This is a genomic window from Mycobacterium sp. NGS57 (assembly GCF_059812405.1).
Window position 1 is genome coordinate 258608 of the sequence record NZ_JCALCP010000005.1, and the last position, 23647, is coordinate 282254.

The window sequence follows — 23647 nt, forward strand, 5'->3', positions numbered from 1 at the left end:
CGACTACGTCGCCCCATCGATTCCTATGTGACTGGCGCGCTGACACATGAGCACAGCATCGAAATGGGTGGCTAGCAACCTAGCTGAGGTTATCGTCGCTCTGGCTCAGGCGGGGGCAACCCTAGCCGGCATTAAGCACCGTACTGCTGGTGCAAATCAGCCGGAGGAAGGGGCGCAGGATGCCGGGTTCATCTGACCACAACAGTCGGCACTCGATGGACTGGGATGGCATCGATGCTGAGGCGTCAGAATTCTCTTGGGGACCCGGTCTAGAACCGCCGCCCGTTCGTGGCAAACGGCCATCCGAAGGTGGCCGCTATCGCGGTACCACACCGCCGTGCGAGAACCGGGTCAACGTGTCCTAAGACCGGCGAACCCGTCACGGCGTTCCGGTGACGACGCAGCCGGGGTAGGCAGTCGACGCGTTCGTTATCGCCCTCCGCATCTCTCTGGGGCCGAAGTAATTCGGAAGTCCGAAGATCTGGTACAAGAACGAATAGCTCTGCGGCGTATAGCTACACACTTGGTGGGCGAAGCTGAGCATTTCTTCGCCACACTGTTCCCGATCCGAACCGTCAGTGCACGTCCACCCTTCTCGCGCCATCGCGTCGAGGTAGGCCTTGTTGTAGGCGGAGCCTCGTTCGTACACGTTTTGACCGGTCGTTGCGGTGGGCGGCGGTGGAGCAGCTGGGGACACGTTTGTGGTTGGTGGCGCGGCCGTGATGGTGACGGTGGCCGAAGGTGCTGGTGCTGCTGCCGCTGGTGAGGTGGTCGGCGCTGGCGGGGCTGGCGCCGGGCGATCTTTGTGGAGGACGATCCAGCCCAGCACTGCGACGACGGTCGCAACGGCAGCTCCGGCTGTGATCAGCATGGCGGCTTGCCCGGTGACCGCACTCCAAGGGTGGCGCTCAGGCCGATCCTCATCGTCATCGTCTTCCTGGGCAGCGTCAGACCATGCTTGCCGGGGAGTTTCGGCGTGCGGGCCGTCGATGCTTTCGGTCTCGTCGTTGGCCGCGCTTGCCTCGGTGTCAGGCTGCTTTTCGTCCATCGGTGATTGTTTTACCATCAGGTAGCTAACACCCCAATGCATAACGCCGTGTCGTTCGCGTTCCCACGTGCGTGCCGAGTGGACAGGCCGTTACATGAACGCAGGCCCTCACTTTGCCGGTGGTGCCGCTGGTCGGCGGCACAGCAGCAGCTGTACAGCCAATCGCATCAGCTGTCACCAGACCGGCCTACCTGCGGCTGCTTGAAAGGCCGAGGCTCGGCCGCAGCCAGGAACGTGGTCCGCTACCCAAAGCTGCCGGAATGTGGACGCGGTATGGACGCGACGCCCTTTTGGCGCCGAAACCGGCCAGCGCCAGCCAGCGCAAAAACAGGCTTTGAACTGCACAAAGAGATGGTGGGGCGGGCGGGGCTCGAACCCGCGACCAACGGATTATGAGTCCGCGGCTCTAACCAACTGAGCTACCGCCCCGGTATTGACGGAATCGACCTTAGCGTCAGCTCCCGGCCTCGGCGACGCCGTCGCCATCGGCCGACGGCCGGAGTCGGAAAATCCGGATCTGCCGGGGCGCGCAGTTCGCGCGGTAGTTCTCGTACCCGGCGTAGACGTCGACGGCCTTCGCCCACGCCGCGGCCCGCGAGTCGCCTTCCAATAGTTCGGCGCGATAGGGCCTCGGCGGACCATTGAGCTCGACGGTGCAGTCTGGGTGCGCGAGCAGGTTGGCGCTCCATCCGGGATGCTTCTCGCGGCCGTAATTCGACCCGATCGCGAGCAACCCGTCCCCGTCGTCGAGCAGTGCCAGCGGCTGCGGGCGGGGCTTGCCCGACTTGGCGCCGGTGGTCGTGACGATCCCGACCTTGTCGACCCCCATGGTGCTCAGATGGCCATTGGTCCGAGGTATCAGCACCTTGTCGACGCGGGGCGCCAAATGTTTTCCCAGCACCGAGCCGGCGCGGGTCATGGCCAAGCGCTCGAAGAGAACCTCGTCCCATCGCAACCGCCGGCCGCGGTAGGGACTGAATCGTCGTAGCGACACGGCCCAAGCCTAGTCAGCTGAACACCGTCTGGCCCTCGGCGTCGAGCAGGTAGCGCTCGGTGCCGTGCTCCACGCGCGGGGCGTCGGCGCCCAGCGACACGGCGACCTTGTTGCTGGCGTTGCGCATGACGTCGAAGGTGAGCTCCACGGCCTCGGCCTCCGAGAACCGGGAGCGCACCTCGGCGGCAACGTCGGCGACGAGGTGCGCAGGGGTCCAAATTAACCCATCGGTGTAGCGCAGCGCCGCTTTAACGCGCTCGGTCAGCGACGACGAGTCCTCGTAGCGCTCGATGTCGTCGTAGAGATCCTCCGACCCGCCGGCGTCGAGCGCGGTGGTCTCGCGCAGGGACTTGCACAGCCGGCAGTTGTGCTGCGCGGCTCCGCGCAATCGGACCAGCTCGGCGGTCACCGGGTCCAGCGCGCGCATCCGCGCCACCGCGGGCAGGAACTCGTTGAACACCACATCCGACGGCTCGGTCGCCCGGTCCCACGCGATCGGCCCGTCCACCCAGCCCAGATGCTCGGAGCCGACACCGAGGGCTTCCAGCCCGGCGCGCACCCGCGGCACGAAGTCGGCGATGTACATCTGCACCACGACGCCAAAGGTGCTGTCCCCCAACTGCTTCCACAGCCGCGAGCGCTGTTCGGCGGTGATCGCCGAGACGTCGACGCTGAACTGCTCGGCGAACTCGGCGACGACGGCTTCGGCCTCCGATTCGGGCCCCTCAACCGAGACGCACGACGGCAGCGGCGGCAACGACAGCGTCTGCGCGCACACCCGCCGCACCAGGCCCGTGATTCGTCCGTCACCCGGCGATAAAGCGACCAGTCGATCCAGCATCAGGACATTATTGCGCCTGGCTCACCGACGACATGTGAAAGTCCGGGATCCGCAGCGACGGCATCGCCGCGCGGGTGGCCCAGTCCCCCCACTCGCGCGGCAGCGTCTTCTCGCTGGCCCCGGCCTCGGTGGCCCGGCGCAGCAGGTCCAGCGGGCTCTCGTTGAAGCGGAAGTTGTTGACCGCCGCGGTGACCTGGCCGTCCTCGATCAGGTACACGCCGTCGCGGGTCAGCCCGGTCAGCAGCAGCGTGGTGGGGTCGACCTCGCGGATGTACCACAGCGTGCTCAGCAGCAGGCCGCGCTCGGTGGCCGCGATCATGTCGGCGAGCCCGGCCGACCCGCCCGTCATCATCAGGTTGTCGGCGGCCACGGCGACCTCCGCGCCGAACTTGGCGGCCGCGGCCCGCGGGTAGGCCAGCGCGTTGATCACCCCGTTGCGGATCCACTCCACCTGCGCGATCGCCATGCCGTTGTCGAACGCCGACACCGTCTCCGAGGAGTTACTCACCGCGACGAACGGCGTGCACGCCAGGCCCGGGGCCATCGCGTCGGAGAACAGCGTCAGCGGCAGATCGGTGAGCCGCTCCCCCACCCGCGTCCCGCCGCCGGGCGCCGAGAACGCGGTGCGGCCCTCCTGCGCGCCGCGCCCGGCCATCGACCACGCCAGGTAGATCATCATGTCGGCCACCGTCGAGGGCGGCATGATCGTCTCGTAACGCCCGGCGGGCAACTCGACGGTGCGCTCGGCCCAGCCGAGCCGCGTCGACAACTGCTCGAGCAGCGAATCGATCGGCACGTCAACGAAATCGGCGGTCCCGGTGCCCGCCCACGCGCTGGCGTCGCCGCGTTTGGCGTTGATCTCCACCGCGCCGGTGGGCTGGCTGTAACGACGCCGCAGCCCCGTCGAGGACGCGAGGAATGTCGTCGAAACGCTGTGGTGGGCAAAGCCATAGAGCCGATCGGCGCCGCGGAATCCCCGGCTCAACGAGTCGGCGACATCGGCGAACACCAGCGGCCCGGTGCCGGGTACCGGCGCGTCCCAGTCGGCGGGCTGGCCGGTGTCGGTCAGCAGCGGCGCGGCGTCGCCGGCCTCGGGCGCCGAGCGCGCCGCCTCCTGGGACGCCGCCACCAGACCGGGAATCACCCGCGGATCCACCTCGGCGGCGACCACCGTGCCGATACGGGCGCTATCGCCTTGACTCACAACGGAAATCACGGTGATGCTGCGGTTCACCGAAACCCCGTTGGTGGTCATCGAGTTGCCCGCCCACCGCAGGGTCGCCTCGACCTTGTCGGTGACCAGCACCATCGTCTCGCTGGCGCCGCCGAGCTTGGCCGCCTCCTCCAGCACCAGGTCGACGGCGTGCTGCGCGGTGATCATCGGCCGCCCTCGGTACGGGTGTTGAGCACGTTGACGCCGCGGAACAGCGCCGACGGGCAGCCGTGGCTGACCGGGGCGATCTGACCGGGCTGGGCCTTGCCGCAGTTGAACGCGCCGCCCAGCCGCCAGGTCGACGGCCCGGCCACGGCCTCCATGGAATTCCAGAAGTCGGTGGTGGTGGCCTGATACGCCACGTCGCGCAGCTGGCCGTCCAGCCGGCCGTTCCGGATGCGGAAGAACCGCTGCCCAGTGAACTGAAAGTTATAGCGCTGCATGTCGATTGACCAGGATTTGTCGCCGACGATGTAGATGCCGTCCTCGACGTGTCCGATCAGCTCGTCAGTGCTGATGTCCTCGGTGGCGGGCTGCAGCGAGACGTTGGCCATCCGCTGGATCGGCACGTGGTGCGGCGAGTCGGCGTACGAGCACCCGTTGGAGCGCGCCTGTCCCAGTCGCGGCGCGAAAACCCGGTCGAGCTGGTAGCCGACGAAGACACCGTCGCGCACCAGATCCCAGCTTTGGGCGGCCACGCCCTCGTCGTCGTAACCGACGCTGGCCAGGCCGTGTTCGACGGTGCGATCGGCCGTCACGTTCATCACCGGCGAGCCGTAGCGCATGCTGCCCAGCTTGTCGGGGGTGGCGAACGACGTCCCGGCGTAGGCAGCCTCGTAGCCGATAGCGCGGTCGTATTCGGTTGCGTGGCCGATGGATTCGTGGATGGTCAGCCACAGGTTGGTGGGATCGATGACCAGGTCGGTGGGGCCGGCGGTCACGCTGGGCGCCTTGACCTTCTCGGCCAGCAGCACCGGCAGCTGCGCGAGCTCTTCGGTCCAGTTCCACACGTCGTCGCCGGCCAGCACCTCCCAGCCGCGCCCCATCGGCCCGGCCAGCGTGCGCATCGATTCGAAACTGCCCGCCGCGGCGTCGACGGTCACCGCCTGCAGCGTCGGCTGCACCCGCACCCGCTGCTGGGTGATCGACGACCCGAAGCTGTCCGCGTAGAAGGTCTGCTCCTTGACCGCGGTCAGCACGGCCGACACGTGGTCGATGCCGTCGGAGCCCAGCAGCCGCCCGGAATACTCCTCGAGCGCGGCGATCTTGTCGGGGCCGGGGATGTCGAACGGGTCGATCAGGTAGTTCGACACCCACGTCGCGTCGGTGTACACCGGCTCGTCGGCGAGTTCGACGCGCTCGGCGTTGAGCACGGCCAGCGTGGTGGCCACCTGCACGGCGCGGCGCGCGGTCTCGGCCGCGACCGCGGGCGCCAGCTCCGCGTGCGAGGCGAATCCCCACGTGCCGTTGACGATCACCCGCACCGCCAGGCCGACCTCGCGGCTGACGACGGCGTTTTCCAGCTCGCCGTCGCGCAGCTGGACGATCTCGGTGCTGAGCCGGTGAATCCGCAGGTCGGCGTGGCTGGCCCCGGCCGCCTTGGCCGCCGACAGCGCAGCGTCGGCAAGCTCGCGGCGCGGCAGGTCTAGGAAGTCGGCATCGATCCCCCGGTTCGGTGTCACGGCTACACCGTATCGACCGGCTTTAATACACCCATGGCCGACGCGCCCCGCCGATCCCCCGCGCTGGGCTACGCCCTGCTGGCGCCCAGCCTGTTCGGGGTGCTCGCATTCTTGCTGCTGCCGATCTTCGTGGTGATCTGGCTGAGTCTGTACCGGTGGGACCTGCTGGGCCCGCTGCGCTATGTGGGCCTGGCCAACTGGCGCTCGGTGCTGGCCGACCCGGGGTTCGGCAACTCGCTGGTGGTCACCGCCGCGTTCGTGGCGATCGTCGTTCCCGCGCAGACGATCCTGGGGCTGGCGGCCGCGACGATGCTGGCCCGGAGCCTGCCCGGCACCGGGCTGTTTCGCACCGTCTACGTGTTGCCGTGGATCTGCGCGCCGCTGGCGATCGCGGTGCTGTGGCGCTGGATCCTGGCCCCCACCGACGGCGCCGTCAGCACCGTCCTCGGGCACAGCATCGGGTGGCTGTCCGACCCGAGCTTCGCGCTGCCGCTGGTGTCGGCCGTCGTCGTGTGGACCAACGTCGGGTACGTCTCGTTGTCGTTTTTGGCGGGCCTGCTGGCCATCCCCGGCGACGTGCACGCCGCCGCGCGCACCGACGGGGCCACCGCGTGGCAACGGTTCTGGCGCATCACGCTGCCCATGCTGCGCCCGACGATGTTCTTCGTGCTGGTAACCGGGATCGTCAGCACCGCACAGGTTTTCGACACCGTCTACGCCCTGACCGGCGGGGGGCCGGCGGGCAGCACCGACCTGGTGGCCCACCGCATCTACGCCGAGGCCTTCGGGTCGGCGGCGATCGGGCGGGCGTCGGTGATGGCGGTGGTGCTGTTCGTCATCCTGATCGGTGTCACCATCGTCCAGCACCTGTATTTCCGGCGGCGGATCAGCTATGACCTCGTCTAGCCGCTGGTTCAACGCGGTGGTCTATGCCGCGCTGGCGGTGGGCGCGCTGATCACGTTGGTGCCCTTCGTGCTTGGCCTGTTGACCTCGTTCACCTCGGCGCACCAGTTCGTGACGGGCACGCCGCTGCAGCTGCCGCGCCCACCCACCCTGGCCAACTACGCCGATCTGGGCGGCGTCGGATTCGGGCGCGCCGCGGCGGTGACCGCGCTGATGACGACGGTGATCCTGGTGGGGCAGCTGACGTTTTCGGTGCTGGCCGGATATGCGTTCGCGCGCTTGGATTTTCCCGGCCGCGACGCGCTGTTCTGGGTCTATCTCGCGACGCTGATGGTGCCCGCGACGGTCACCGTGGTGCCGATGTATTTGATGATGGCGCAGCTGGGTCTGCGCAACACGTTCTGGGCGCTGGTGCTGCCGTTCATGTTCGGGTCGCCGTATGCGATCTTCTTGCTGCGCGAGCACTTCCGCATCATCCCCAACGATCTGATCAACGCCGCGCGCCTCGACGGGGCCAACACCCTGGACGTGATCGTGCACGTGGTGATCCCGTCCAGCCGCCCGGTGCTGGCCGCCTTGACGCTGATCACGGTGGTCTCGCAGTGGAACAACTTCATGTGGCCGCTGGTGATCACCAGCGGGCACAAGTGGCGGGTGCTCACCGTCGCGACGGCCGACCTGCAGTCGCGGTTCAACTCGCAATGGACGCTGGTGATGGCGGCCACGACGCTCGCGATCGTCCCACTGATCACTGTCTTCGTGGGCTTCCAGCGCCACATCGTCGCCTCGATCGTCGTCTCGGGGCTCAAGTGAGGCCGCGCTTTTCGACGCTGGTCGCCGGGTCGCTGGTGCTCGTCGCCGTGCTGCTGGCAACCATGGCGGTGGCGCTGGACTATTCGGCCGAGTCCCACGGCGGCACGATCGTGGTCAAGGTGCGGCTGTGGGGTGAGCAGATCGCCGCGGCGTATCGGCAGTCGTTCGAGGCGTTTCACCGCGCGCATCCCGGCATCGAGGTACGCACCGACATCGTGGCGTATTCGACGTACTTCGACACCCTGCGCACCGACGTCGCCGGGGATAGCGCCGACGACATCTTCTGGGTGTCCAACGCCTACCTGGCCGCCTACGCCGACGACGGCCGGCTGCTGGACATCGGCAAGACGCTGGGCCCGGGTGCCGCCGCCGACTGGGAGCCGGCGGTGGTCGACCAGTTCACCCGCGGCGGCGTGCTGTGGGGGGTGCCGCAGCTGACCGACGCCGGCATCGCGCTGTACTACAACGCGGATCTGCTCGCGGCGGCCGGGGTGGACCCCGCGCAGCTCAACACCCTCCGCTGGGCCCCCGGCGCCGGCGACACGCTGCGTCCGCTGCTGGCGCGGCTGACCGTCGACGCCGACGGAAACGCCGCGGGCACACCGCGTTTCGACCCGGGTCGGGTCCGCCAGTGGGGCTACAACGCCGCCAACGACCCCCAGGGAATCTACCTGAACTACATCGGCTCGGCGGGCGGGGTGTTCCAGCGCGGCGACGAGTTCGCGTTCGACAACCCCGGAGCCGTGACGGCCTTCCGCTACCTGGTCGGCCTCATCAACGACGACCACGTCGCCCCGCCCGCCGCCGACACCAACGACAACGGCGACTTCTCCCGCAATCAGTTCCTCGCCGGCCGGATGGCGCTTTTTCAGTCCGGCACCTACAACCTGGAACCGGTGGCGCGCGACGCGCGGTTCCGCTGGGGTGTGGCGATGATGCCCGCCGGTCCCGGCGGGCGGGTCAGTGTCACCAACGGCATTGCCGCGGCGGGTAATTCGGCGACCAAGCATCCCGATGCGGTTCGCCAGGTGCTGGCCTGGATGGGCAGCCGGGAGGGCAACGCGTATTTGGGCCGCCACGGCGCGGCCATTCCCGCGGTGCTGTCGGCGCAGCCGGCCTACTTTGACCACTGGGCCGCCGAGGGCGTCGACGTCACACCCTTCTTCTCGGTGCTGAACGGCCCCCGCATTCCCGCCCCGGGCGGCGCCGGGTTCGCCGCCGGGTACACGGCCCTGCAGAGCTACTTCGACGAAATGTTCTTGGGCCGCGGCGATGTCGCCGCGACGCTGAAGAAGGCCCAGGCGGCGGCCAACGCCGCGGCGCAGCGCTAGCCGGGCAGCACCAGCACCGGCACCGGGCTCTCGCGGATGATCTTGGCGCCGCGGGAGCCGAGGAACACCCGGCGGATTTCCTCGCGCGGCCGGGTCCCCAACGCCAGGATCTCGCCGTCGCGCCAGTCCACCTTGCTCAGCGCTTCCCCCCAGTTATGGCCGGTAACCACTTGCAGCGCAACATCTTCGTCGACCACCCCATCAGCCTTCAGGCCGGCCAGGATGTCGCGGGCCTGCGCCGCCCACGCCTCGAGGATCTCGTCCTCGACGTCCAGCCCCACCTCGGGGGGATACATCGTCTTGCCGCGGACGGCGAAGGTCATCACGCGTAACGGCAACCCGAAGCGCTGCGCGGTCTCCGAACACCGGCGCACCACCTCGATCGAGTCGGGCGTGGCTGGGTAGGCGCACGTGATCCGCGTCAATCTGCCTGCGTGCGCCCGGTATCCGCGCGGGCTGATGGCCACCGGCACCCGCGAGGCGTGCAGCAGCCAGTCTGCGGTCGTGCCGATCACCACTTGCCCGCGCCCGCCGCTGGGCAACGAACCGAGCACCAGGACGTCGCCGCCGACCTCGTCGACCACCTCGATCAGACCGGCGGACACCGAGCGGTGCGCGCGGTGCAGGTATCCGATGTCGATGCCGTCGGCCACATCGCGCAGAAGGCGCGCGGCCTCCGTGGCCGACTCCGCGCCCAGATTGTCCGCCCACTGCTCGTATTCGGCGTCGACCCGCGCGAGCGACGGCGTCAGCCACGGCTTGGGCACGATGGTCGCCACGACGAGCGACGTACCCAACGTCCGCGCGGCGCGCACGGCCAGGTGCAGCCCCGACAGGCCGACTTCGCCGGCGCGGTAACCGACGACGACGGTCACGAACCGTCCTGGCCGCTGTCGTTGAGCGCGCTGTGGTGGCGACCCCACAAGAAGTAGAAGATCAGCGCCAGCGAGATCCATCCCGCGAACGCGATCCATGTGTACCAATGCAGGCTGAGCAGGATGTACCCGCACGCCAGCACCGAAAGCGCCGGCGTAACAGGGTAACCCGGCACTTTGAACGCCCGCGGCAGCTCGGGTTGGCGCACCCGCAGGATGACCACGCCCAGAGCCACCACGATGAACGCCGTCAGCGTGCCGATGGACACCAGGTCCGTCAGCTTGTCCAGCGGTACGAAGGCGGCCAGGCCGCCCGCCGCCGCCGCGACGATCACGGTGTTGTTCACCGGGGTCATGGTGCGCGCGTTCACGGTGGCGAAGCGTGACGGGAGCAGCCCGTCACGGCCCATGGCGAACAGGATGCGGGTCTGGCCGTACATGGTGACGAGCGTGACCGAGAAGATCGAGATCACGGCGCCGGCGGCCAGAATCGTGCCGGCCCACCGGCCGTGGGTGACGTGGTCGAGGATCGTGGCCAGGCCCGCCTCCTGCTGGCCGGCGAAGTCCCGCCACGATTGGGTGCCGAGCGCGGTCACGGCGACGAGCAGGTACACCGTGGTGACGGTGGCCAGCGCGGCGATGATGGCGCGCGGCATGGTCTTTTGCGGATCCCTCACCTCGTCGCCGGCCGTCGACACCGCGTCCAGGCCGATATACGAGAAGAAGATGGTGCCGGCCGCCGAGCCGATCCCCGCGACGCCGAACGGGGCGAAGTCCCTGAACCGGTCGGCGTCGAAGGCCGTGAACGCCACGAGCACGAACATGACGAGCACGCCCAGCTTGGTCAGCACCATGATCGCGTTGACCCGCGCCGATTCGCTGGCGCCGCGGATCAGCAACAGCGCGCACATCGCGATCAGGATGAGCGCCGGCAGGTTCACGTAGCCCGGCTGCGCGTCCCACGGCGCCGCGGACAAGACGTGCGGCAGCCGGAATCCGAACAGGTTGCTCAGCAGTTTGTCGAGGTAGCCGCTCCAGGTGACCGAGACCGCGGCGGTGGACACCCCGTATTCCAGCAACAGGCACGCCGCCACGCCCATCGCGACGACCTCACCCAGCGTCGTGTAGGCATAGGAGTACGACGAGCCTGAAACCGGTACCGCGGAAGCCAATTCGGCGTAGCAGATGGCCGCGAGCCCGGCCGCGATACCCGCGATCAGGAACGAGACGATCACCCCGGGACCGGCCTCGGGCACCGCCTGAGACATGACGAAAAAGATTCCGGTGCCAACCGTGGAGCCGACGCCGAACATGGTCAGCTGGAACGTGCCGATGCTGCGCTTGAGGTGATCCGCGGCGCCGCGCGCGACGTGCGCGCCGATGACGGGGCGACGCCGCAGCATCTGCTCCGTCAGGCTCGTCGAGGTGGATGGCAAGCGCCCCCCTTTGCTCGGTTCAGCCGATTATCATGCCTCCCGCCTCGCAACAGCGAACTGGTCCATCGCCGACACGCGTATTCCCCGTTTTGAGGCGCTGCCGCCCGGGAATCCCCGCTGTGCCCATGACGCAGCCATCACCAAGCCGTGTCCGCCTGAGCCATCACACCGTCGAACTCGATGACGGGCGGCGGATCGGCCTGTCAGTCGGCGGCCGCGGAGTGCCGTTGTTGTTCATGCACGGGCTCCTGCTGAGCCGTCGGGCATATTTGCGCATGCTCAGCCGGATCGCCGGTATGGGTTTTCTGGTCGTCGCCGTCGATGCCGCCGGGCACGGCGACACCGGGCGGTTGCCGAGCGATGCGTGCGGTTTCACCGATCGCGCCGATTCGGTGTTGCGCACGCTGGACGCCCTGGGCATCGGGCAAGCGTTGTTCGTCGGCCATTCGATGGGTGGGCGAATGACCATCCAGCTGGCCGCGCGCGCGCCCGAGCGGGTACTTGCGGCCGTGCTGTTCGACCCGGCGGCGGGGTCCCGATTCGACACCACCATCCCCAATTTGGTGAAGTCTCCAACCAAGGCGCTGGGTGCGGCCTACACCGCGGTGCGTGACACGCTGGGCGACCCGACGGAGCTCTCGGCCGGCGAACAGCTCGGGTACTTCCGCGTGCTGGCGGCGGTGGCGGTGCCCAATCTGCGGTATCCGGTCGGAGCCGTCCGGACGATCAAGGCCATCATCGAGTCCGGTGACTACACGCCGATGCTGCACACGATGCGCGACGAGGGGATGCCCACGTTGGTGGTGCACGCCGAAAAGGACATGATCGTGCCGTTCCCGTACGCGCGCGAAATCGCCAACGAGTCCGACGCCACGCTGTACCGGGTGCCGAGCGCGTACCACTCATGGATGATCGCCAATCCGCGGCAGGGCGCCGACGCTTTTCGTCAACTGCTTTCCGGCGAACTGGGCGAGGTGCTGCGCAACGCCGCTGACACGATGGGCATTGCGGACTTCGACGACCACGAGGCGTGGGAGCGCGAGTTGCTGGATCCCGACGCGCTGGTATTGGAGTTCATCCGCAGTCGCGACAGGATCGAAATCGGGACCGAGGAGCCCGACCATGTCGAACTCGAGCTGGTGCGCCGTACGGAGCGCCCGCACGAGCGGTTGTCGTGGTCGCAACGCATGTATCGCAGGTGGGCGGCCAAGCACCTGTATCAGGCCCGGTCCCTGATCCGGCAGAACACCCGGATTGAGCGGGACGGCCGCGACTAGCTACGCCGGGATCGCCGAGACACGTAGGGCCACGGCTGGTTTCGCTCCGGGACCGAACTGGCCCGGGCCTGCTTTAGCTGCGCCCGCAGGTGCGTGCGCAGGTCGTGCAGATCCGGATCGGTCCACCGGTTCTCGGCTTCGATCGGGTCGGCGGTCAGGTCGTATAGCTCCCACTGGTCATCCAGCGGGGACGTCCGGTAGGCGTCGCCGCCGAGCCCGTTGGCGGCGAGGTGGCGCACGCCGGGATCGGTCCAGGTGGCCGGGTCGTCGAAGGTGCGGACGAGCTTCCACAGGTGCCCGGCGCCGCCGGGCGCCGCCGCGTTCTCGACGCGGACCACCAGCCCCTCGAAATTGGACGCGGTGTGGGCGGGCACCCGAATCCGCAGCGGCGCGGGCGGATTGACGGTCCGCTTCAGCCGGCGCGCCAGGCCCGACGCGCCGCTGTCGCCCTCGAGCACGTTGTCGCGGGTCATCAGGTACACGGCCCGCGCGTCGTCTCCCGGTTCCCCGTCGACGGTCGGCATCAGGTCGCGGCCGGGCAGCTCGTGCACCTCCGAGAACGACTCGGCCAGCGTGGCCGCGACCGCCGCGACATCGACGCCCGCGGCCGAAAGCAGCGTCGGGACCAGGTCGACGTGCGACGTGGGCGCGGTGACGACGCGCGGCCTTGTCGTGCGGTCGCCGATGCGGGCGATCACGAACGGAACGCGGGTGGCCTCGTCGTAGAGGTTGAACCATTTCTGGTGCAGCCCGCCGTGGGCGCCGAGCAGATCCCCGTGATCGGCCGTGCGGACCAGTACCGCGTTGGCAGAGCCGCCCTCGGTGACGGCGCGCCGGACGCGGTCGATCGGCGCGTCCACCTCGGCGTGCAGGCGATAGTAGAGGTCGCGGTAGCGCTGGGCGTTGCGCTCGTAGGTTCGGTTGACGACGGGCGCAGGGCCGTATCCGGAGTAGTAGGACTCGCGGAAAGCGATTTGCGCGGCGGGTTTCGTCGACAGGTCTTCGTCGGCGGTGGGCGCCGGGGGCACCGGTGGCGGATCCAACGGTGACGGCTGTACCGGGCTTCGGCGCGACCATGCCGGGAACAGCACGATGTCGTGGGGGTTGACGAAGCTGGCGACCAACAGGAACGGGCGCAACGCGGCGGGATCACCGGCGCGGCGGCGCCCGTAGCGGTCGGCCAGCCAGGCGACGACGCGCTCGGCGATCAGGCGATCCCGGCGGATGCCCGCGTTGGCCAGCAGCGCCCCGTGCGGTTCCGGGCCCACCCATCCCGAAAAGCCATACGGCCCAAGCGGATCGGCGTCCAGGTAACGCCGCACCGCAGCCGCATCGACGACGCCGTCGTCGTCGTTGGTCGGCAGCGTAAGGCCGGTGGCAGGGTCGATGAGATCGGCGTGCGAGACGTGCCACTTGCCGTCGTAATGCGTGTCGTATCCCGCCGCCCGGAACCAGTTGCCCAGGGCGGGCACCTCGCCCCGGCGCAGCCACCGCATGCGGGAATCGCCGGCCGTCTTTCCGATGCCGTCGGTCTGGGTAACGCCGTGCAGGTCGGGATAGTGACCGGTGAAGATGGTCGGGCGGCTGGGCACGCAGGCCAGCGAGCCGGTGTAGTGCCGGCGGAAGCTGACGCCGTGATCGTCAAACCACTTGCGGCCGCGCAGCGTTCGATCGCGCCACGCCAGCACGTCGGGGGCCTCGTACGGCGGGACCGCGCGTTCCTCGTCAGTCATCACGATGACGACATCGGGGCGATCAGACACGGGCGTTCTCCGATCGGTTCGCGAGCCCGGCCAGCATCACGTCGGACTGTCGCGCGAGAAAGCGGCACAGGATGTGTTCGGCCACCTGTCGGGCTGGGCCAGGCCCGATTTCGATCGCGCTGGTCAACGTCACGGCTGTCGCGTCGGCCCCATCCGGCGCCAACGTCCAGCGGTTGCTCACCCGCCGCGCGGGCCGGGGTAAGCCCTCGATGTCGTAGGCCAGAGCGTGCGGCGGGTCGAACTCGGTGATGCGCTCGACGAAGGCGTCGCGTTTGACCTGAACCCGGCGGGCGGCGCCGATCTGTCCAGCGTTCGGGCCGGAAAACAGCATGCACGAGTGGTCGACGTTGTCAGCCCACGAAGCGATCGAGCCGAAGTCCGCAAGGACATCCCAGACCTGTTGGGGCAGGGCCGCAATGCGGCGGCTGCGGTGGATGTCGGCCACCCGCTCACGCTACGCGAATGCCTACGGCATCGTGTGGAAGATCGTCTCGATCACTACCGCCGAGGCGCTGATCGCGATCGTGATCGCGATCGTCACCCAGTCGGCCACCTTCGGCCGCGCCGGGTTGGCCGAGAGCTGACCGGTGCCGCCTCGGGCGGTGATCGCGTCACCCATCTCGTCGGCGCGCCGCAGCGTCACGGTGATGGCGGCGGCCATCATGTCGATCAGCTCCAAAGCGTGCCTGCGGCGACGGGCCTTGCGGCTGCGCGGTACACGTTTGGGCCGCAGCCGGCGGGCGGCGTAGAGCACCTGGAATTCGTCCATCAACATCGGGAAGGCCCGCAGTGCCAGGGCAAGCGCCGCCGCCCACTCGTCGACCGGGATCCGCAACAGTTTGAACGGCCGCCCCAAAGTGGCCAGCGCAGGCCCTATTTCGGCGACGTTGGTGGTCCACGACACCATCGCCCCGAGCCCGAGCAGCACGATCGACAGCGCGGTGATCCGCAGGAAGTTCAGTCCTCCCCCGAGCCCGATCTCGAGCCCGGCTATCGAGACTTTGGGCTTGCCGCCGGCCACCGCGGCGGTGATGCCGCCCAGGGCGATGACGACCCACAGCCACCGCGGTACCGACGGCACCACCCCGCGCGGGATGTGTGCGAGCCTCGCCGCCGCGAGCACCAGCGCCGCGACCAACCCGATCGTCACCCAGCCGGGATAAAACGTCAGCAGCACCGAAACACCGAAAACCACCAGGAGTTTGGTGCCCGCCCACAGGTCGTGGATGGTCGAGTTACCGGGCACCGGGACGAGCAGCACGACCGGGCGGCCGGGCCGCCGCGTCGGGGCGGAGGTCGCGGTCATGCCATGCCCCCCGCCGCGGCCGGCACCGGTTCCAGCGTGCCGTTGCGCAAATGCAGCGTGCGTGGGCACAGGTCCTCCAGCCCGACGAAGTCGTGCGAGATGACGACGACCGTCAGATCCTGCTCACGGCGCAGGTCTTCCAGCAGTCGCAGCAGGCCGCGCTGGCTGGCGGCATCCAACCCGGCCAGCGGCTCGTCGAGGATCAAAGCACGCGGCGAGCGGGCCAGCAGTCCGGCCAGCACGACGCGACGCATCTGGCCGCCACTGAGCTGGTCGATGGGCCGCCGCGCCAGCGTGGAGTCGAGCCCGACGACGGCGAGCGCTGCGGCGACACGGTCCGTCTCGCGGTGCGAAAAGCCCGCCGCCGAAGCCACTTCCAGATCGACGCGGCTGCGCATGAGTTGCAGCCGTGCCGCCTGGAAGGACAGCGCGACCGCCCCGACCTGCTCGTGGGTGGGCCGGCCGTCCATGAGGCAGGTGCCGGCGGTCGGGACCGTCAGCCCGGCGATGATCCACGCCAGCGTCGACTTGCCCGAGCCATTGCCGCCGTGGATCAGCACGCCGTCGCCCTGCTCCACGGTGAAGCTGACATCGCGCAGCGCGGTCTTGGCCCACGGGGTGCCGATGCCGTATTCGTGGCCGACACCGCGCACATCGATCACGGGCGCGTGCGGTCGGTGATCGACCGGGGCGGTCCGCGCCGGCGCGTCGGCGGTCTCGACCATGCCGGTGTTGTCGGGCGAATCGCTCAGATCGATTGCGCGGTCGGCGGAATCGGCCTCGTTGTTGTAGTGCGTGATGTGCACCAACGCGGTCCGGTGTCGCTTGGTGAGGCCGGACAGCACGCCCAGCAAGGCCTCCCGCCCCTGCTGATCGACCATGGTGGTGACCTCGTCGGCGATGAGCAGCGCGGGCTCGCGGGCCAGCGCGGCGGCGAGCGCGAGGCGCTGCAGTTCGCCGCCGGACAGGCTGCCGGTGTCGCGTTGGGCCAGCCCGTCGAGGCCGACCTCGCCCAGCAACCGGTCCACGTCGATCTTGGTGCCCGGCGGCAGGCCCCACACCACGTCGTCGGCGACGCGGGTGCCCAGCACCTGGCTTTCGGGGTGCTGCAGCACGAGTGCGGTGCCGCCCAACTTGCCCAGGCCCACCGCGCCCGGCCGTTCGACGGTGCCCGACGTCGGTTCCCGCCCGGCCAAAATCAGCATCAGCGTGGTCTTCCCGGAGCCGTTTGGTCCGGTGATCGCGACGTGCTCGCCGACCCGGAACTCCGTACTCACCTCGCGCAGCGCGTCCTGGTGGGCGCCGGGGTAACGGAACCGGACCTTGTCCAGCCGCACCGGAACGGGCCCGACGGCGCCCTGCTCGCCGTGGCTGCCGTCCCAGGCGTCCAGCTTGTGCACGTCGGGCAGACCGCGCATCCGATCCAGCAGGCGCGACAACGCCCACCAGCCGATCAGCGACACGACCATGATCCCCAGGCCGTAATAGGCCAGCACGATCCATTGCCAGTAGTGCAGTCCGACAGCGAAATACCGCTTCAGGTCGGCGGCGACGCCCTGCATGTGCATCCGGGTCAGGAAGCTGGCGATGCCGTTGACGTTCGCGGTGGCCACTTCGAAGATCAGGTGCCGCAGCCGGGTCATCACGGTCAGCGCGCCCACGTTCAACGCGCCGAACGCGAGGCCGGCGATCAGCGACGAGACGACGAGCGTGACCACCCCCCGCCCCTTGCGCTTGATGAACCCCGTCAGGCCGCCGATATAGACGCAGTGCACGACGGACATGAACCCGCCGAGGCCGGCGATCAGGAACGCGATCACCGCGGCGGCGACGGTCGCGGCCGTGAGTACCCGAAGCCGGTAGCGGTAGGCCAGTAGCCCGGTGGGCACGGTGCCCAGCAAGGCCAGGCCCGCCGCGAACGGGACGACGACGGAGATGATGGCGATCACCGCGCACAGTGCGCCCATCACCGCCGCCTGCGCCAACTCGACCGGCCGCAGCGCGCCACCCCGGCGGGGTTCGCGCAGGGATTTGGGGCCGGTCACTTCACCGATTCTGCCAGTCCGCGACGGCAACTACCCGCACCACACCACGCCGCCTGGGTTTTCCGGCCACGGCGGGTGGGACTCGTCTCGCTTAGCAAAGCTATGCAAGCATGGACGTATGAATGCATCCGCCGCCAACCACAACGACGTAGTTGACGCCGCAAACAACGAGCCGCAGTCCGGCCTGGGGGCCGACCTCCTCGCCGTGGTCGCCCGCCTCAACCGGCTGGCCACCCAGCGCATCCAGATGCCGCTGCCCGCGGCGCAGGCCAGGCTGCTGGCCACCATCGAGGCGCACGGTGAAGCCCGCATCGGCGACCTGGCGGGCGTCGACCACTGCTCGCAGCCGACGATGACCACGCAGGTGCGCCGGCTCGAGGACGCCGGCCTGGTCACCCGCACCGTCGACCCCGGTGACGCCCGGGCGGTGCGCATCCGCATCACCCCGCAGGGGATACGCACGCTCAACGCCGTTCGGGCCGACCGCGCCGCGGCGATCGAACCGCAATTGGCCCTGCTTGAGTCGACCGACCGCAAGGTGCTCAAGGAGGCGGTCGACGTGTTGCGGCGGCTTCTCGACAACGCCGCGACGACACCGCGCCGCCACACCCTCTAGATCCCTCGACGGTGGATAGACCCCCGCCGGCGGGTAGACACTGGACTCCATGTGTCTGACGAGTGGCGAAAGGCGGCGGGGATGATGCCGACGCAGGCTTCGGCCCCGCCCCTGACCGTCTGGGCCGGACCGACGAGGTATGTCTTTCCACCCGGCCGTGACGTGACGGTGGGCTATGGCCGCGACGCCGACGTTCCCCTGAGTCCTACGGGTGGTCCCGCCCCGCCGGAGCCGCATCCGGAGGTGGTGCTGCGGTTCACCGGGACCCATTGGGTGGCCGTCGACAGCGGCCCCCGCGGCATGTTCGTCGACGGCGCGCGGGTGTCGACAGTCGACATCCGGTCCGGGCAGGCGATCATGATCGGTGATCCCCAGCGGGGCCCGCGGCTGGTTTTCCAGGTCGGCCCCGCCGCGGGGCCGCCCGGCCCGGCGATTCGCGAGGATCCCAACCTGCTGGCCCCGACGGAGCGGCCCACCCAGCGGATGCGGGTCCCGACGGCCCAGCCGCCCCCGGTCGAGCCGCCCGGCCCGCCCGCCCCGGCGGCACCGCCGCCGCCCGTCGCGCCGGACGAACAGTCCGAGGGCCCGGGGCTGATCGAGCGGGTGATCACGCGCAAGTTGCGGGCCCCCCGCCCCTCCCCCCACCCCCCGGACGGCAACTCCACGTTCCGGCTGCCGCTGGCAACCGGCGCCCGCACCAGCGGCGTCGTCGCCTACCGGCTGGGCCTGACGGCCGACGGGCGCGAGGTGCTCACCGACGTGTCGTTCACGGCGGCCCTGGGGACGCTGACCGCGGTCGCGGGGCCGTCGGCGGCGCGCAACTCGGCGCTGCTCGAATTGCTCGCCGGCACCAGGCAACTCGGCTCCGGCCGGGCCACCGTGGACGGCCACGACGTACACGCCGAGCCCGAGTCGATGCGCACGCGCATCGGGATCGTGCAGCGCGACGAGCGCGTGCACGCGCGGCTCACCGTCGAGCAGGCCCTCGGGTACGCCGCCGACTTGCGTCTGCCGCCGGACACCGCGCCCGAGCACCGCCGCCGGGTCGTCGAGCAGATCCTCGAGGAGGTCGAGCTGGCGGCGCACCGCGCGACCCGGATCGGCAAGCTCCCGCCCGAGGTGCGCCGGTGCGTGTCGATCGCGGCCGAACTGATCACCCGCCCGACGCTGCTCGTGGTCGACGGCCCGGGTATCGGCCTGGATCCCGCGCAGCAACGCCACGTGATGGCAATCCTGCGGCGCCAGGCCGACATCGGCTGCGTCGTCGTGGTGGCGGTGCCCCCGCAGCCGCCGCCGGGCAACCTCGACCTGTGCGACCAGGTGGTCGTGCTCACAGCCAAGGGTGCCGTCGCGTTCGTCGGGCCTCCCGGGCAGGTGCAGTCCGCCACGAACCCGCAACCGGCGCCGGCTCCGCCCGCGCCGCCGGTGGTCGCCGCGCCGTGGCCGCGCCCGGCCCCGCTCGCCACTAAGCGGCAGGTCCGGCTGCTCGCCCGTCGCCAGCTGCGCCTCCTGTTCGCCGACCGCGCCTACTTGCTGTTCCTGGCGGTCCTGCCGTCGCTGCTGGCGGCGCTGACGGTGCTCATCCCCGGCCATTCCGGTCTGGCACGGCCCGACCCGGGCGCCACCAACCCGCACGAGGCCATCGAGATCTTGGCCGCGCTCAACATCGGCGCGGTGATCCTGGGCACCGCCCTGACCATCCGCGCGGTCGTCGAGGAGCGTCGCATCTTCCGCCGCGAGCAGGCGGTCGGGGTGTCGGCGCCGGCCTACCTGGCCGCCAAGGTGGTCGTCTTCGGTCTGGCCGCGATCGTCCTCACGGGCGTCTTCTTCGTGATCGTCACCCTCGCCAAGGGCGGCCCGGTGCACGGCGCCGTCCTGCTGGGCAACGCGACGGCCGAGCTCTATGTGAGCGTGGCGTTGACGGCGGTGGTGTCGGCGGTCGTGGGGCTGGCGCTGTCGACGATGGGCAACCGGCTGCGCGAGGTGCTGCCGCTGCTCGTGCCGGTGCTGCTGGCCTCGCTGCTGTTCAACGGGAGCCTGGTTCAGCTGACGAGCAAGTGGGGGCTACAGCAGATTTCGTGGTTCGTCCCGGCCCAGTGGGGGTTCGCGGCGTCGGCGTCCACCGTCGAGCTGCGCCGCGCCGACGCCCTGGCCGCCGACACGTTGATGTGGGCGCACTATTCGGGGTGGTGGGTGTTCGACGTGGTCATGCTGCTGGTCCTCGGCGCGGTCGCGGCCGGCTTCGCGCTGTATCGGCTGCGCCGAGTGCATCTTGGCTCTTGAGTGTGAACTGAGGCCCTCGAGGGTGAACTGAGGGTGCTGCCGGCGCGATTTTCCGCCACCACTTCACGCTGAAAGCCGTCGGCTCACACCCGATGTGGCCGGTCCCAGCCGGTCGGATGCCCCGCGACCTACAGATACCGCCTGACGTGGCGGCAGTAGTCGGCGTAGAGGTGGCCGTAGCGCTGCCGCATGAATTCCTCCTCGCGCAACACTTGGCGGTGGAACAACGCGGTGCCGGCCAATAGGTAGATCAGCGGAACCCAATTGGGAAACACCAGCAGCTGGCCGACCAGAAAGACGAAAAAGCCGACATAGATCGGGTTGCGGCTCACCCCGAAGATGCCCGTCGTCACCAACCGACCGGGCCGGTCGACGTCGATGCCCACCCGGAAGCTGTTGCCGAAGGACACCAGGCTGGCCACCAGGACCAGCACACCGACCAGGCAGAGCACCACACCCAGCCAGGCCAGAACGCTCGAGTGGAAAAATCGCTCGCGGCTAATCAGCGGCCAACCGAAGGCGGCCGCGAACACCGTATAGAAGTAGAACAGCGCCACCGGGGGGATCAGGAAGTCCGTCTTGTCCAGCTTTCCGAAATGCATTGCTCGGGTGCCGATTCTGCGCAGCAGCACGACTCTGACCACGACGGCGCCCAGCAGCAGCACGATCGCGACCGCGGCAAGGTATTGCGGCATCTCGTGATGATGACACCTTGCCGGCCTGTTTGCGCGGCCCGCTTGGCGGGTTACCGTCCTCTTTATGGCGCCAGACACTTCCGAGAGTTCCCGCACCGCCGAACACCTGCGCAACGCCCTGGACGGCCGTTGGCGTGACGTGAAGAACCGGATGCGCGACACGCTGACCGAGGACCTGTTCCGACCGCACTACACGCCCAACACCGTCATCGCCCGCACCAAGGTGGCCGAACAGCTGCGGATCATGGCCGCGTTCGGGGCCGCCGCCGACTCGTTCCGCAAGGAACACGGCGGGACCGGCGACGTGGGCGCGGCGATCACGATGATCGAGATGCTGGCGATGTCGGACCTGTCGCTCATGGTCAAGGCCGGCGTGCAGTGGGGACTGTTCGGCGGCGCCGTGGAGAACCTCGGCACCGAGCGCCACCATGAGACCTACGTGCCCAAGATCATCAGCCTCGAGCTGCGCGGCTGTTTCGCCATGACCGAGACCGGGCACGGCAGCGACGTCCAGGCGCTGGAGACCACCGCCACCTACGACGCCGAGACCGAAGAGTTCGTCATCGACTCCCCAACCCCGACCGCCCGCAAGGACTACATCGGTGGTGCCGCCGAAACCGCCACCATGGCATCGGTTTTCGCACAACTGATCACCTCCGAGGACGGCAAGCCCGTCAACCACGGCGTGCACTGCATTCTGGTGCCCATCCGCGACGAGGACGGCAACGACCTGCCCGGGGTGACCACGTCGGACTGCGACTACAAGGGTGGCCTGCCCGGTGTCGACAACGGCCGCATCGTGTTCGACCACGTGCGCGTCCCGCGGGTGAACCTGCTCAACAAGTACGGCGACGTCGCCGCCGACGGAACCTACAGTTCCCCCATCGACAACCCCAGCCGCCGGTTCTTCACCATGCTGGGCACCCTGGTGCGGGGCCGGATCACCGTGGGCGGCAGCGCGGGCGCCGCTGGCCGGGTCGCGCTCGACATCGCCACCCGATACGCGTTGGAGCGCAGGCAATTCAGCGCCCCCGACGCGGACTCCGAGGTGCTGATCATGGACTACCTGGTGCATCAACGCCGGCTGTTTCCGTTGATCGCGAGATCGTATGCGCTGCAGTTCGCCCAGAACGAATTGGTCAGCAAGTGCCACGACGTGCAGACGGCGGACGCACCCGACACCGAGGAGCAGCGCGAGTTGGAGGCGCGCGCCGCGGGACTCAAGGCCGCCAACACCTGGCACGCGTCGCGGGCCATCCAGGAGGCCCGGGAGGCGTGCGGCGGCGCGGGTTACATGGCCGAGAACCGGCTGATCGCGTTGCGCGGCGACACCGACGTGTTCACCACATTCGAAGGTGACAACCACGTGCTGACGCAACTGGTGGCCAAGGAACTGCTGACGGCCTACGCCGACGACATCCGCAGCATGAGCCCGGTCGAGTGGGTGCGCTTCGCCGCCAACACCGTCGGGGAGCGGGTGATGAAACGCACTGCCGCCGAAGCGATTATGCAGCGGATTGTCGACGCCCGCCAGGACAGCGAGGAGGAGGGCAGCCTGTTCAACCGCGGCACCCAGGTGACGATGTTCGAGGACCGCGAAAATTACCTGCTGTCTTCGGTCGCGCGCCGCCTGCAGGGCAAGTCCAAGGAGATGTCGGAGTTCGACGCCTTCAACGCCGTGCAGGATCACGTGCTGCACGCGGCGAACGCGCACATCGACCGGGTCGTGTTGGAGGCCTTCGTCGCCGGGATCGACTCATGTGAGGACGAGAAAGCCCGTGAACTGCTCGAGCTCGTCTGCGACCTGTACGCGCTGTCGGTGATCGAGGAAGACAAGGCCTGGTACATCGAGCACGGCTACCTGTCGACCGGGCGGGCCAAGGCGGTCACCCAGGGCATCAACGACCGGTGCCGCGCGCTGCGCCCGCACGCCAAGACGCTCGTCGACGGGTTCGGCATCCCGGAGCCGCTGCGCTACGCCGAGATGCTGCACCCGGAGAATCTGGCGGACTGACGCCCCGAAAGGGTTGTGCGCTAACGCTATTGGTGCTCCTGGTGCGGGATTTTGCCGAGTGCCTGCAGCTTGCCGTCCGGGCCGATCTGAAACTTCACCGTGCCGATCCCGGTCGGGCAGCAGGGTTGGTCCTTGCCCACCCGCCATCGGTACTGCACCGTGACGGTGTCGTCGGCGGGCGGCAGCACCGTGATGTACGGCTTCGGGTTGGGGGTCGGCGTACCCAGCGGGGTGTTGTGGTCGAAGAACACCAGTTGCTGCGGGGTCGACTCGTCGGCGATCGTCGGGATGATCTGCACCCAATACAAACGGCATTTCCTGGTGTGCCCGCGGGCGATTTCGACCCATGCCGTGCCCGGGTTCGTGATTGGGACCGCCGCGATGGCGCGTCGCACCGTGTCGGGCGTCGGCCCGTCGGACTTCTTGCACTTGTCGGGCGCCGTGGCGGGCGGAGCCGGCGCCTTCGAGCCGCACCCGGCGGCCAGCAGGATCATCAGGATCACCATCAGCC

The 23647-nt window shown here is 69.1% G+C and carries 20 protein-coding genes and 1 tRNA gene; 7 read left to right on the forward strand and 14 right to left on the reverse strand.

The window, feature by feature from the left end; genetic code table 11:
• Window positions 1-379: 379 nt before the first annotated feature.
• From AC5Y43_RS12115 to AC5Y43_RS12140, 6 genes are all read right to left on the reverse strand, one after another.
• The gene (locus AC5Y43_RS12115) at window positions 380-1048 is read right to left on the reverse strand and encodes a hypothetical protein (protein ID WP_499972631.1); all 669 of its coding nucleotides are present in this window, start codon (window positions 1046-1048) and stop codon (window positions 380-382) included.
• A gap of 352 nt (window positions 1049-1400) precedes the next feature.
• Window positions 1401-1477, reverse strand: a tRNA-Ile gene (locus AC5Y43_RS12120).
• A 25-nt stretch (window positions 1478-1502) separates the two neighbouring features.
• The gene (locus tag AC5Y43_RS12125) at window positions 1503-2042 is read right to left on the reverse strand and encodes a nitroreductase family deazaflavin-dependent oxidoreductase (protein ID WP_499972633.1); all 540 of its coding nucleotides are present in this window, start codon (window positions 2040-2042) and stop codon (window positions 1503-1505) included.
• Between the two features lie 13 nt (window positions 2043-2055).
• Entirely contained in the window at window positions 2056-2883 is an 828-nt protein-coding gene (locus AC5Y43_RS12130) for a carboxymuconolactone decarboxylase family protein (protein WP_499972635.1), read from the reverse strand.
• A 7-nt stretch (window positions 2884-2890) separates the two neighbouring features.
• Window positions 2891-4264 carry a metallopeptidase TldD-related protein gene (locus AC5Y43_RS12135; protein WP_499972638.1) on the reverse strand — a complete coding sequence of 458 codons (1374 nt, stop codon included), beginning with the start codon at window positions 4262-4264 and terminating at the stop codon, window positions 2891-2893.
• On the reverse strand, window positions 4261-5778 hold the full coding sequence (locus AC5Y43_RS12140; protein WP_499972641.1) for a TldD/PmbA family protein: 1518 nt from the start codon (window positions 5776-5778) through the stop codon (window positions 4261-4263). Before AC5Y43_RS12140 ends, AC5Y43_RS12135 begins: the two co-directional genes overlap by 4 nt.
• Window positions 5779-5811: 33 nt before the next feature.
• Between AC5Y43_RS12140 and AC5Y43_RS12145 the strand changes: the two genes are divergently transcribed.
• Genes AC5Y43_RS12145 through AC5Y43_RS12155 form a run of 3 tightly spaced genes read left to right on the forward strand, consistent with a single transcriptional unit; the run spans window position 5812 to window position 8826 of the window.
• Window positions 5812-6684 carry a carbohydrate ABC transporter permease gene (locus AC5Y43_RS12145; RefSeq protein ID WP_499972642.1) on the forward strand — a complete coding sequence of 291 codons (873 nt, stop codon included), beginning with the start codon at window positions 5812-5814 and terminating at the stop codon, window positions 6682-6684.
• Window positions 6671-7495 carry a carbohydrate ABC transporter permease gene (locus AC5Y43_RS12150; protein ID WP_499972643.1) on the forward strand — a complete coding sequence of 275 codons (825 nt, stop codon included), beginning with the start codon at window positions 6671-6673 and terminating at the stop codon, window positions 7493-7495. The genes AC5Y43_RS12145 and AC5Y43_RS12150 overlap by 14 nt, the downstream gene beginning before the upstream one ends.
• Window positions 7492-8826, forward strand: a complete 1335-nt coding sequence (locus AC5Y43_RS12155) for an ABC transporter substrate-binding protein (RefSeq protein WP_499972644.1) — start codon at window positions 7492-7494, stop codon at window positions 8824-8826. Before AC5Y43_RS12150 ends, AC5Y43_RS12155 begins: the two co-directional genes overlap by 4 nt.
• On the opposite strand, the gene AC5Y43_RS12160 is transcribed toward AC5Y43_RS12155, so the two are convergent.
• Entirely contained in the window at window positions 8823-9701 is an 879-nt protein-coding gene (locus AC5Y43_RS12160; RefSeq protein WP_499972646.1) for a universal stress protein, read from the reverse strand. The two genes, AC5Y43_RS12155 and AC5Y43_RS12160, sit on opposite strands and share 4 nt — an antisense overlap.
• Entirely contained in the window at window positions 9698-11137 is a 1440-nt protein-coding gene (locus AC5Y43_RS12165; protein ID WP_499972647.1) for an amino acid permease, read from the reverse strand. The genes AC5Y43_RS12160 and AC5Y43_RS12165 overlap by 4 nt, the downstream gene beginning before the upstream one ends.
• 125 nt (window positions 11138-11262) lie before the next feature.
• Here AC5Y43_RS12165 and AC5Y43_RS12170 point away from each other — a divergent pair, with 125 nt between their 5' ends.
• The gene (locus AC5Y43_RS12170; protein WP_499972648.1) at window positions 11263-12414 is read left to right on the forward strand and encodes an alpha/beta fold hydrolase; all 1152 of its coding nucleotides are present in this window, start codon (window positions 11263-11265) and stop codon (window positions 12412-12414) included.
• On the opposite strand, the gene AC5Y43_RS12175 is transcribed toward AC5Y43_RS12170, so the two are convergent.
• Genes AC5Y43_RS12175 through AC5Y43_RS12190 form a run of 4 tightly spaced genes read right to left on the reverse strand, consistent with a single transcriptional unit; the run spans window position 12411 to window position 17450 of the window.
• Window positions 12411-14177: a sulfatase-like hydrolase/transferase gene (locus tag AC5Y43_RS12175; protein ID WP_499972650.1), complete on the reverse strand. Its 1767-nt coding sequence runs from the start codon at window positions 14175-14177 to the stop codon at window positions 12411-12413. The genes AC5Y43_RS12170 and AC5Y43_RS12175 overlap by 4 nt on opposite strands.
• A complete protein-coding gene (locus tag AC5Y43_RS12180; protein WP_499972653.1) occupies window positions 14170-14622 on the reverse strand; it encodes an SRPBCC family protein in 453 nt (150 codons plus the stop codon). The genes AC5Y43_RS12175 and AC5Y43_RS12180 overlap by 8 nt, the downstream gene beginning before the upstream one ends.
• Window positions 14623-14643: 21 nt before the next feature.
• Window positions 14644-15483 (reverse strand): CbiQ family ECF transporter T component, encoded by an 840-nt coding sequence (locus tag AC5Y43_RS12185; RefSeq protein WP_499972655.1) that lies wholly within the window; start codon window positions 15481-15483, stop codon window positions 14644-14646.
• Entirely contained in the window at window positions 15480-17450 is a 1971-nt protein-coding gene (locus AC5Y43_RS12190) for an ATP-binding cassette domain-containing protein (RefSeq protein ID WP_499972866.1), read from the reverse strand. The genes AC5Y43_RS12185 and AC5Y43_RS12190 overlap by 4 nt, the downstream gene beginning before the upstream one ends.
• Window positions 17451-17646: 196 nt before the next feature.
• Here AC5Y43_RS12190 and AC5Y43_RS12195 point away from each other — a divergent pair, with 196 nt between their 5' ends.
• A complete protein-coding gene (locus AC5Y43_RS12195; protein WP_499972656.1) occupies window positions 17647-18144 on the forward strand; it encodes a MarR family winged helix-turn-helix transcriptional regulator in 498 nt (165 codons plus the stop codon).
• An 84-nt stretch (window positions 18145-18228) separates the two neighbouring features.
• A complete protein-coding gene (locus AC5Y43_RS12200; RefSeq protein WP_499972867.1) occupies window positions 18229-20427 on the forward strand; it encodes an ABC transporter permease in 2199 nt (732 codons plus the stop codon).
• Between the two features lie 128 nt (window positions 20428-20555).
• Here the strand turns inward: AC5Y43_RS12200 and AC5Y43_RS12205 are convergent, their stop codons facing one another.
• On the reverse strand, window positions 20556-21122 hold the full coding sequence (locus AC5Y43_RS12205; protein ID WP_499972657.1) for a methyltransferase family protein: 567 nt from the start codon (window positions 21120-21122) through the stop codon (window positions 20556-20558).
• Window positions 21123-21186: 64 nt separating this feature from the next.
• Here AC5Y43_RS12205 and AC5Y43_RS12210 point away from each other — a divergent pair, with 64 nt between their 5' ends.
• A complete protein-coding gene (locus AC5Y43_RS12210) occupies window positions 21187-23136 on the forward strand; it encodes an acyl-CoA dehydrogenase family protein (protein WP_499972659.1) in 1950 nt (649 codons plus the stop codon).
• A 26-nt stretch (window positions 23137-23162) separates the two neighbouring features.
• On the opposite strand, the gene AC5Y43_RS12215 is transcribed toward AC5Y43_RS12210, so the two are convergent.
• A complete protein-coding gene (locus AC5Y43_RS12215; protein WP_499972870.1) occupies window positions 23163-23642 on the reverse strand; it encodes an LppP/LprE family lipoprotein in 480 nt (159 codons plus the stop codon).
• Window positions 23643-23647 lie beyond the last annotated feature (5 nt).

What these genes read in the sequence shown, in the direction of transcription:
- AC5Y43_RS12210 (WP_499972659.1), top strand. Translation starts at nt 21,187, where the DNA reads ATGGCGCCAGACACTTCCGAGAGTTCCCGCACCGCCGAACACCTGCGC.
- AC5Y43_RS12150 (WP_499972643.1), top strand. Translation starts at nt 6,671, where the DNA reads ATGACCTCGTCTAGCCGCTGGTTCAACGCGGTGGTCTATGCCGCGCTG.
- AC5Y43_RS12215 (WP_499972870.1), bottom strand. Translation starts at nt 23,642, where the DNA reads ATGGTGATCCTGATGATCCTGCTGGCCGCCGGGTGCGGCTCGAAGGCG.
- AC5Y43_RS12200 (WP_499972867.1), top strand. Translation starts at nt 18,229, where the DNA reads ATGCCGACGCAGGCTTCGGCCCCGCCCCTGACCGTCTGGGCCGGACCG.
- AC5Y43_RS12170 (WP_499972648.1), top strand. Translation starts at nt 11,263, where the DNA reads ATGACGCAGCCATCACCAAGCCGTGTCCGCCTGAGCCATCACACCGTC.
- AC5Y43_RS12185 (WP_499972655.1), bottom strand. Translation starts at nt 15,483, where the DNA reads ATGACCGCGACCTCCGCCCCGACGCGGCGGCCCGGCCGCCCGGTCGTG.
- AC5Y43_RS12130 (WP_499972635.1), bottom strand. Translation starts at nt 2,883, where the DNA reads ATGCTGGATCGACTGGTCGCTTTATCGCCGGGTGACGGACGAATCACG.
- AC5Y43_RS12135 (WP_499972638.1), bottom strand. Translation starts at nt 4,264, where the DNA reads ATGATCACCGCGCAGCACGCCGTCGACCTGGTGCTGGAGGAGGCGGCC.
- AC5Y43_RS12145 (WP_499972642.1), top strand. Translation starts at nt 5,812, where the DNA reads ATGGCCGACGCGCCCCGCCGATCCCCCGCGCTGGGCTACGCCCTGCTG.
- AC5Y43_RS12190 (WP_499972866.1), bottom strand. Translation starts at nt 17,450, where the DNA reads ATGGGCGCACTGTGCGCGGTGATCGCCATCATCTCCGTCGTCGTCCCG.
- AC5Y43_RS12195 (WP_499972656.1), top strand. Translation starts at nt 17,647, where the DNA reads ATGAATGCATCCGCCGCCAACCACAACGACGTAGTTGACGCCGCAAAC.
- AC5Y43_RS12115 (WP_499972631.1), bottom strand. Translation starts at nt 1,048, where the DNA reads ATGGACGAAAAGCAGCCTGACACCGAGGCAAGCGCGGCCAACGACGAG.
- AC5Y43_RS12205 (WP_499972657.1), bottom strand. Translation starts at nt 21,122, where the DNA reads ATGCCGCAATACCTTGCCGCGGTCGCGATCGTGCTGCTGCTGGGCGCC.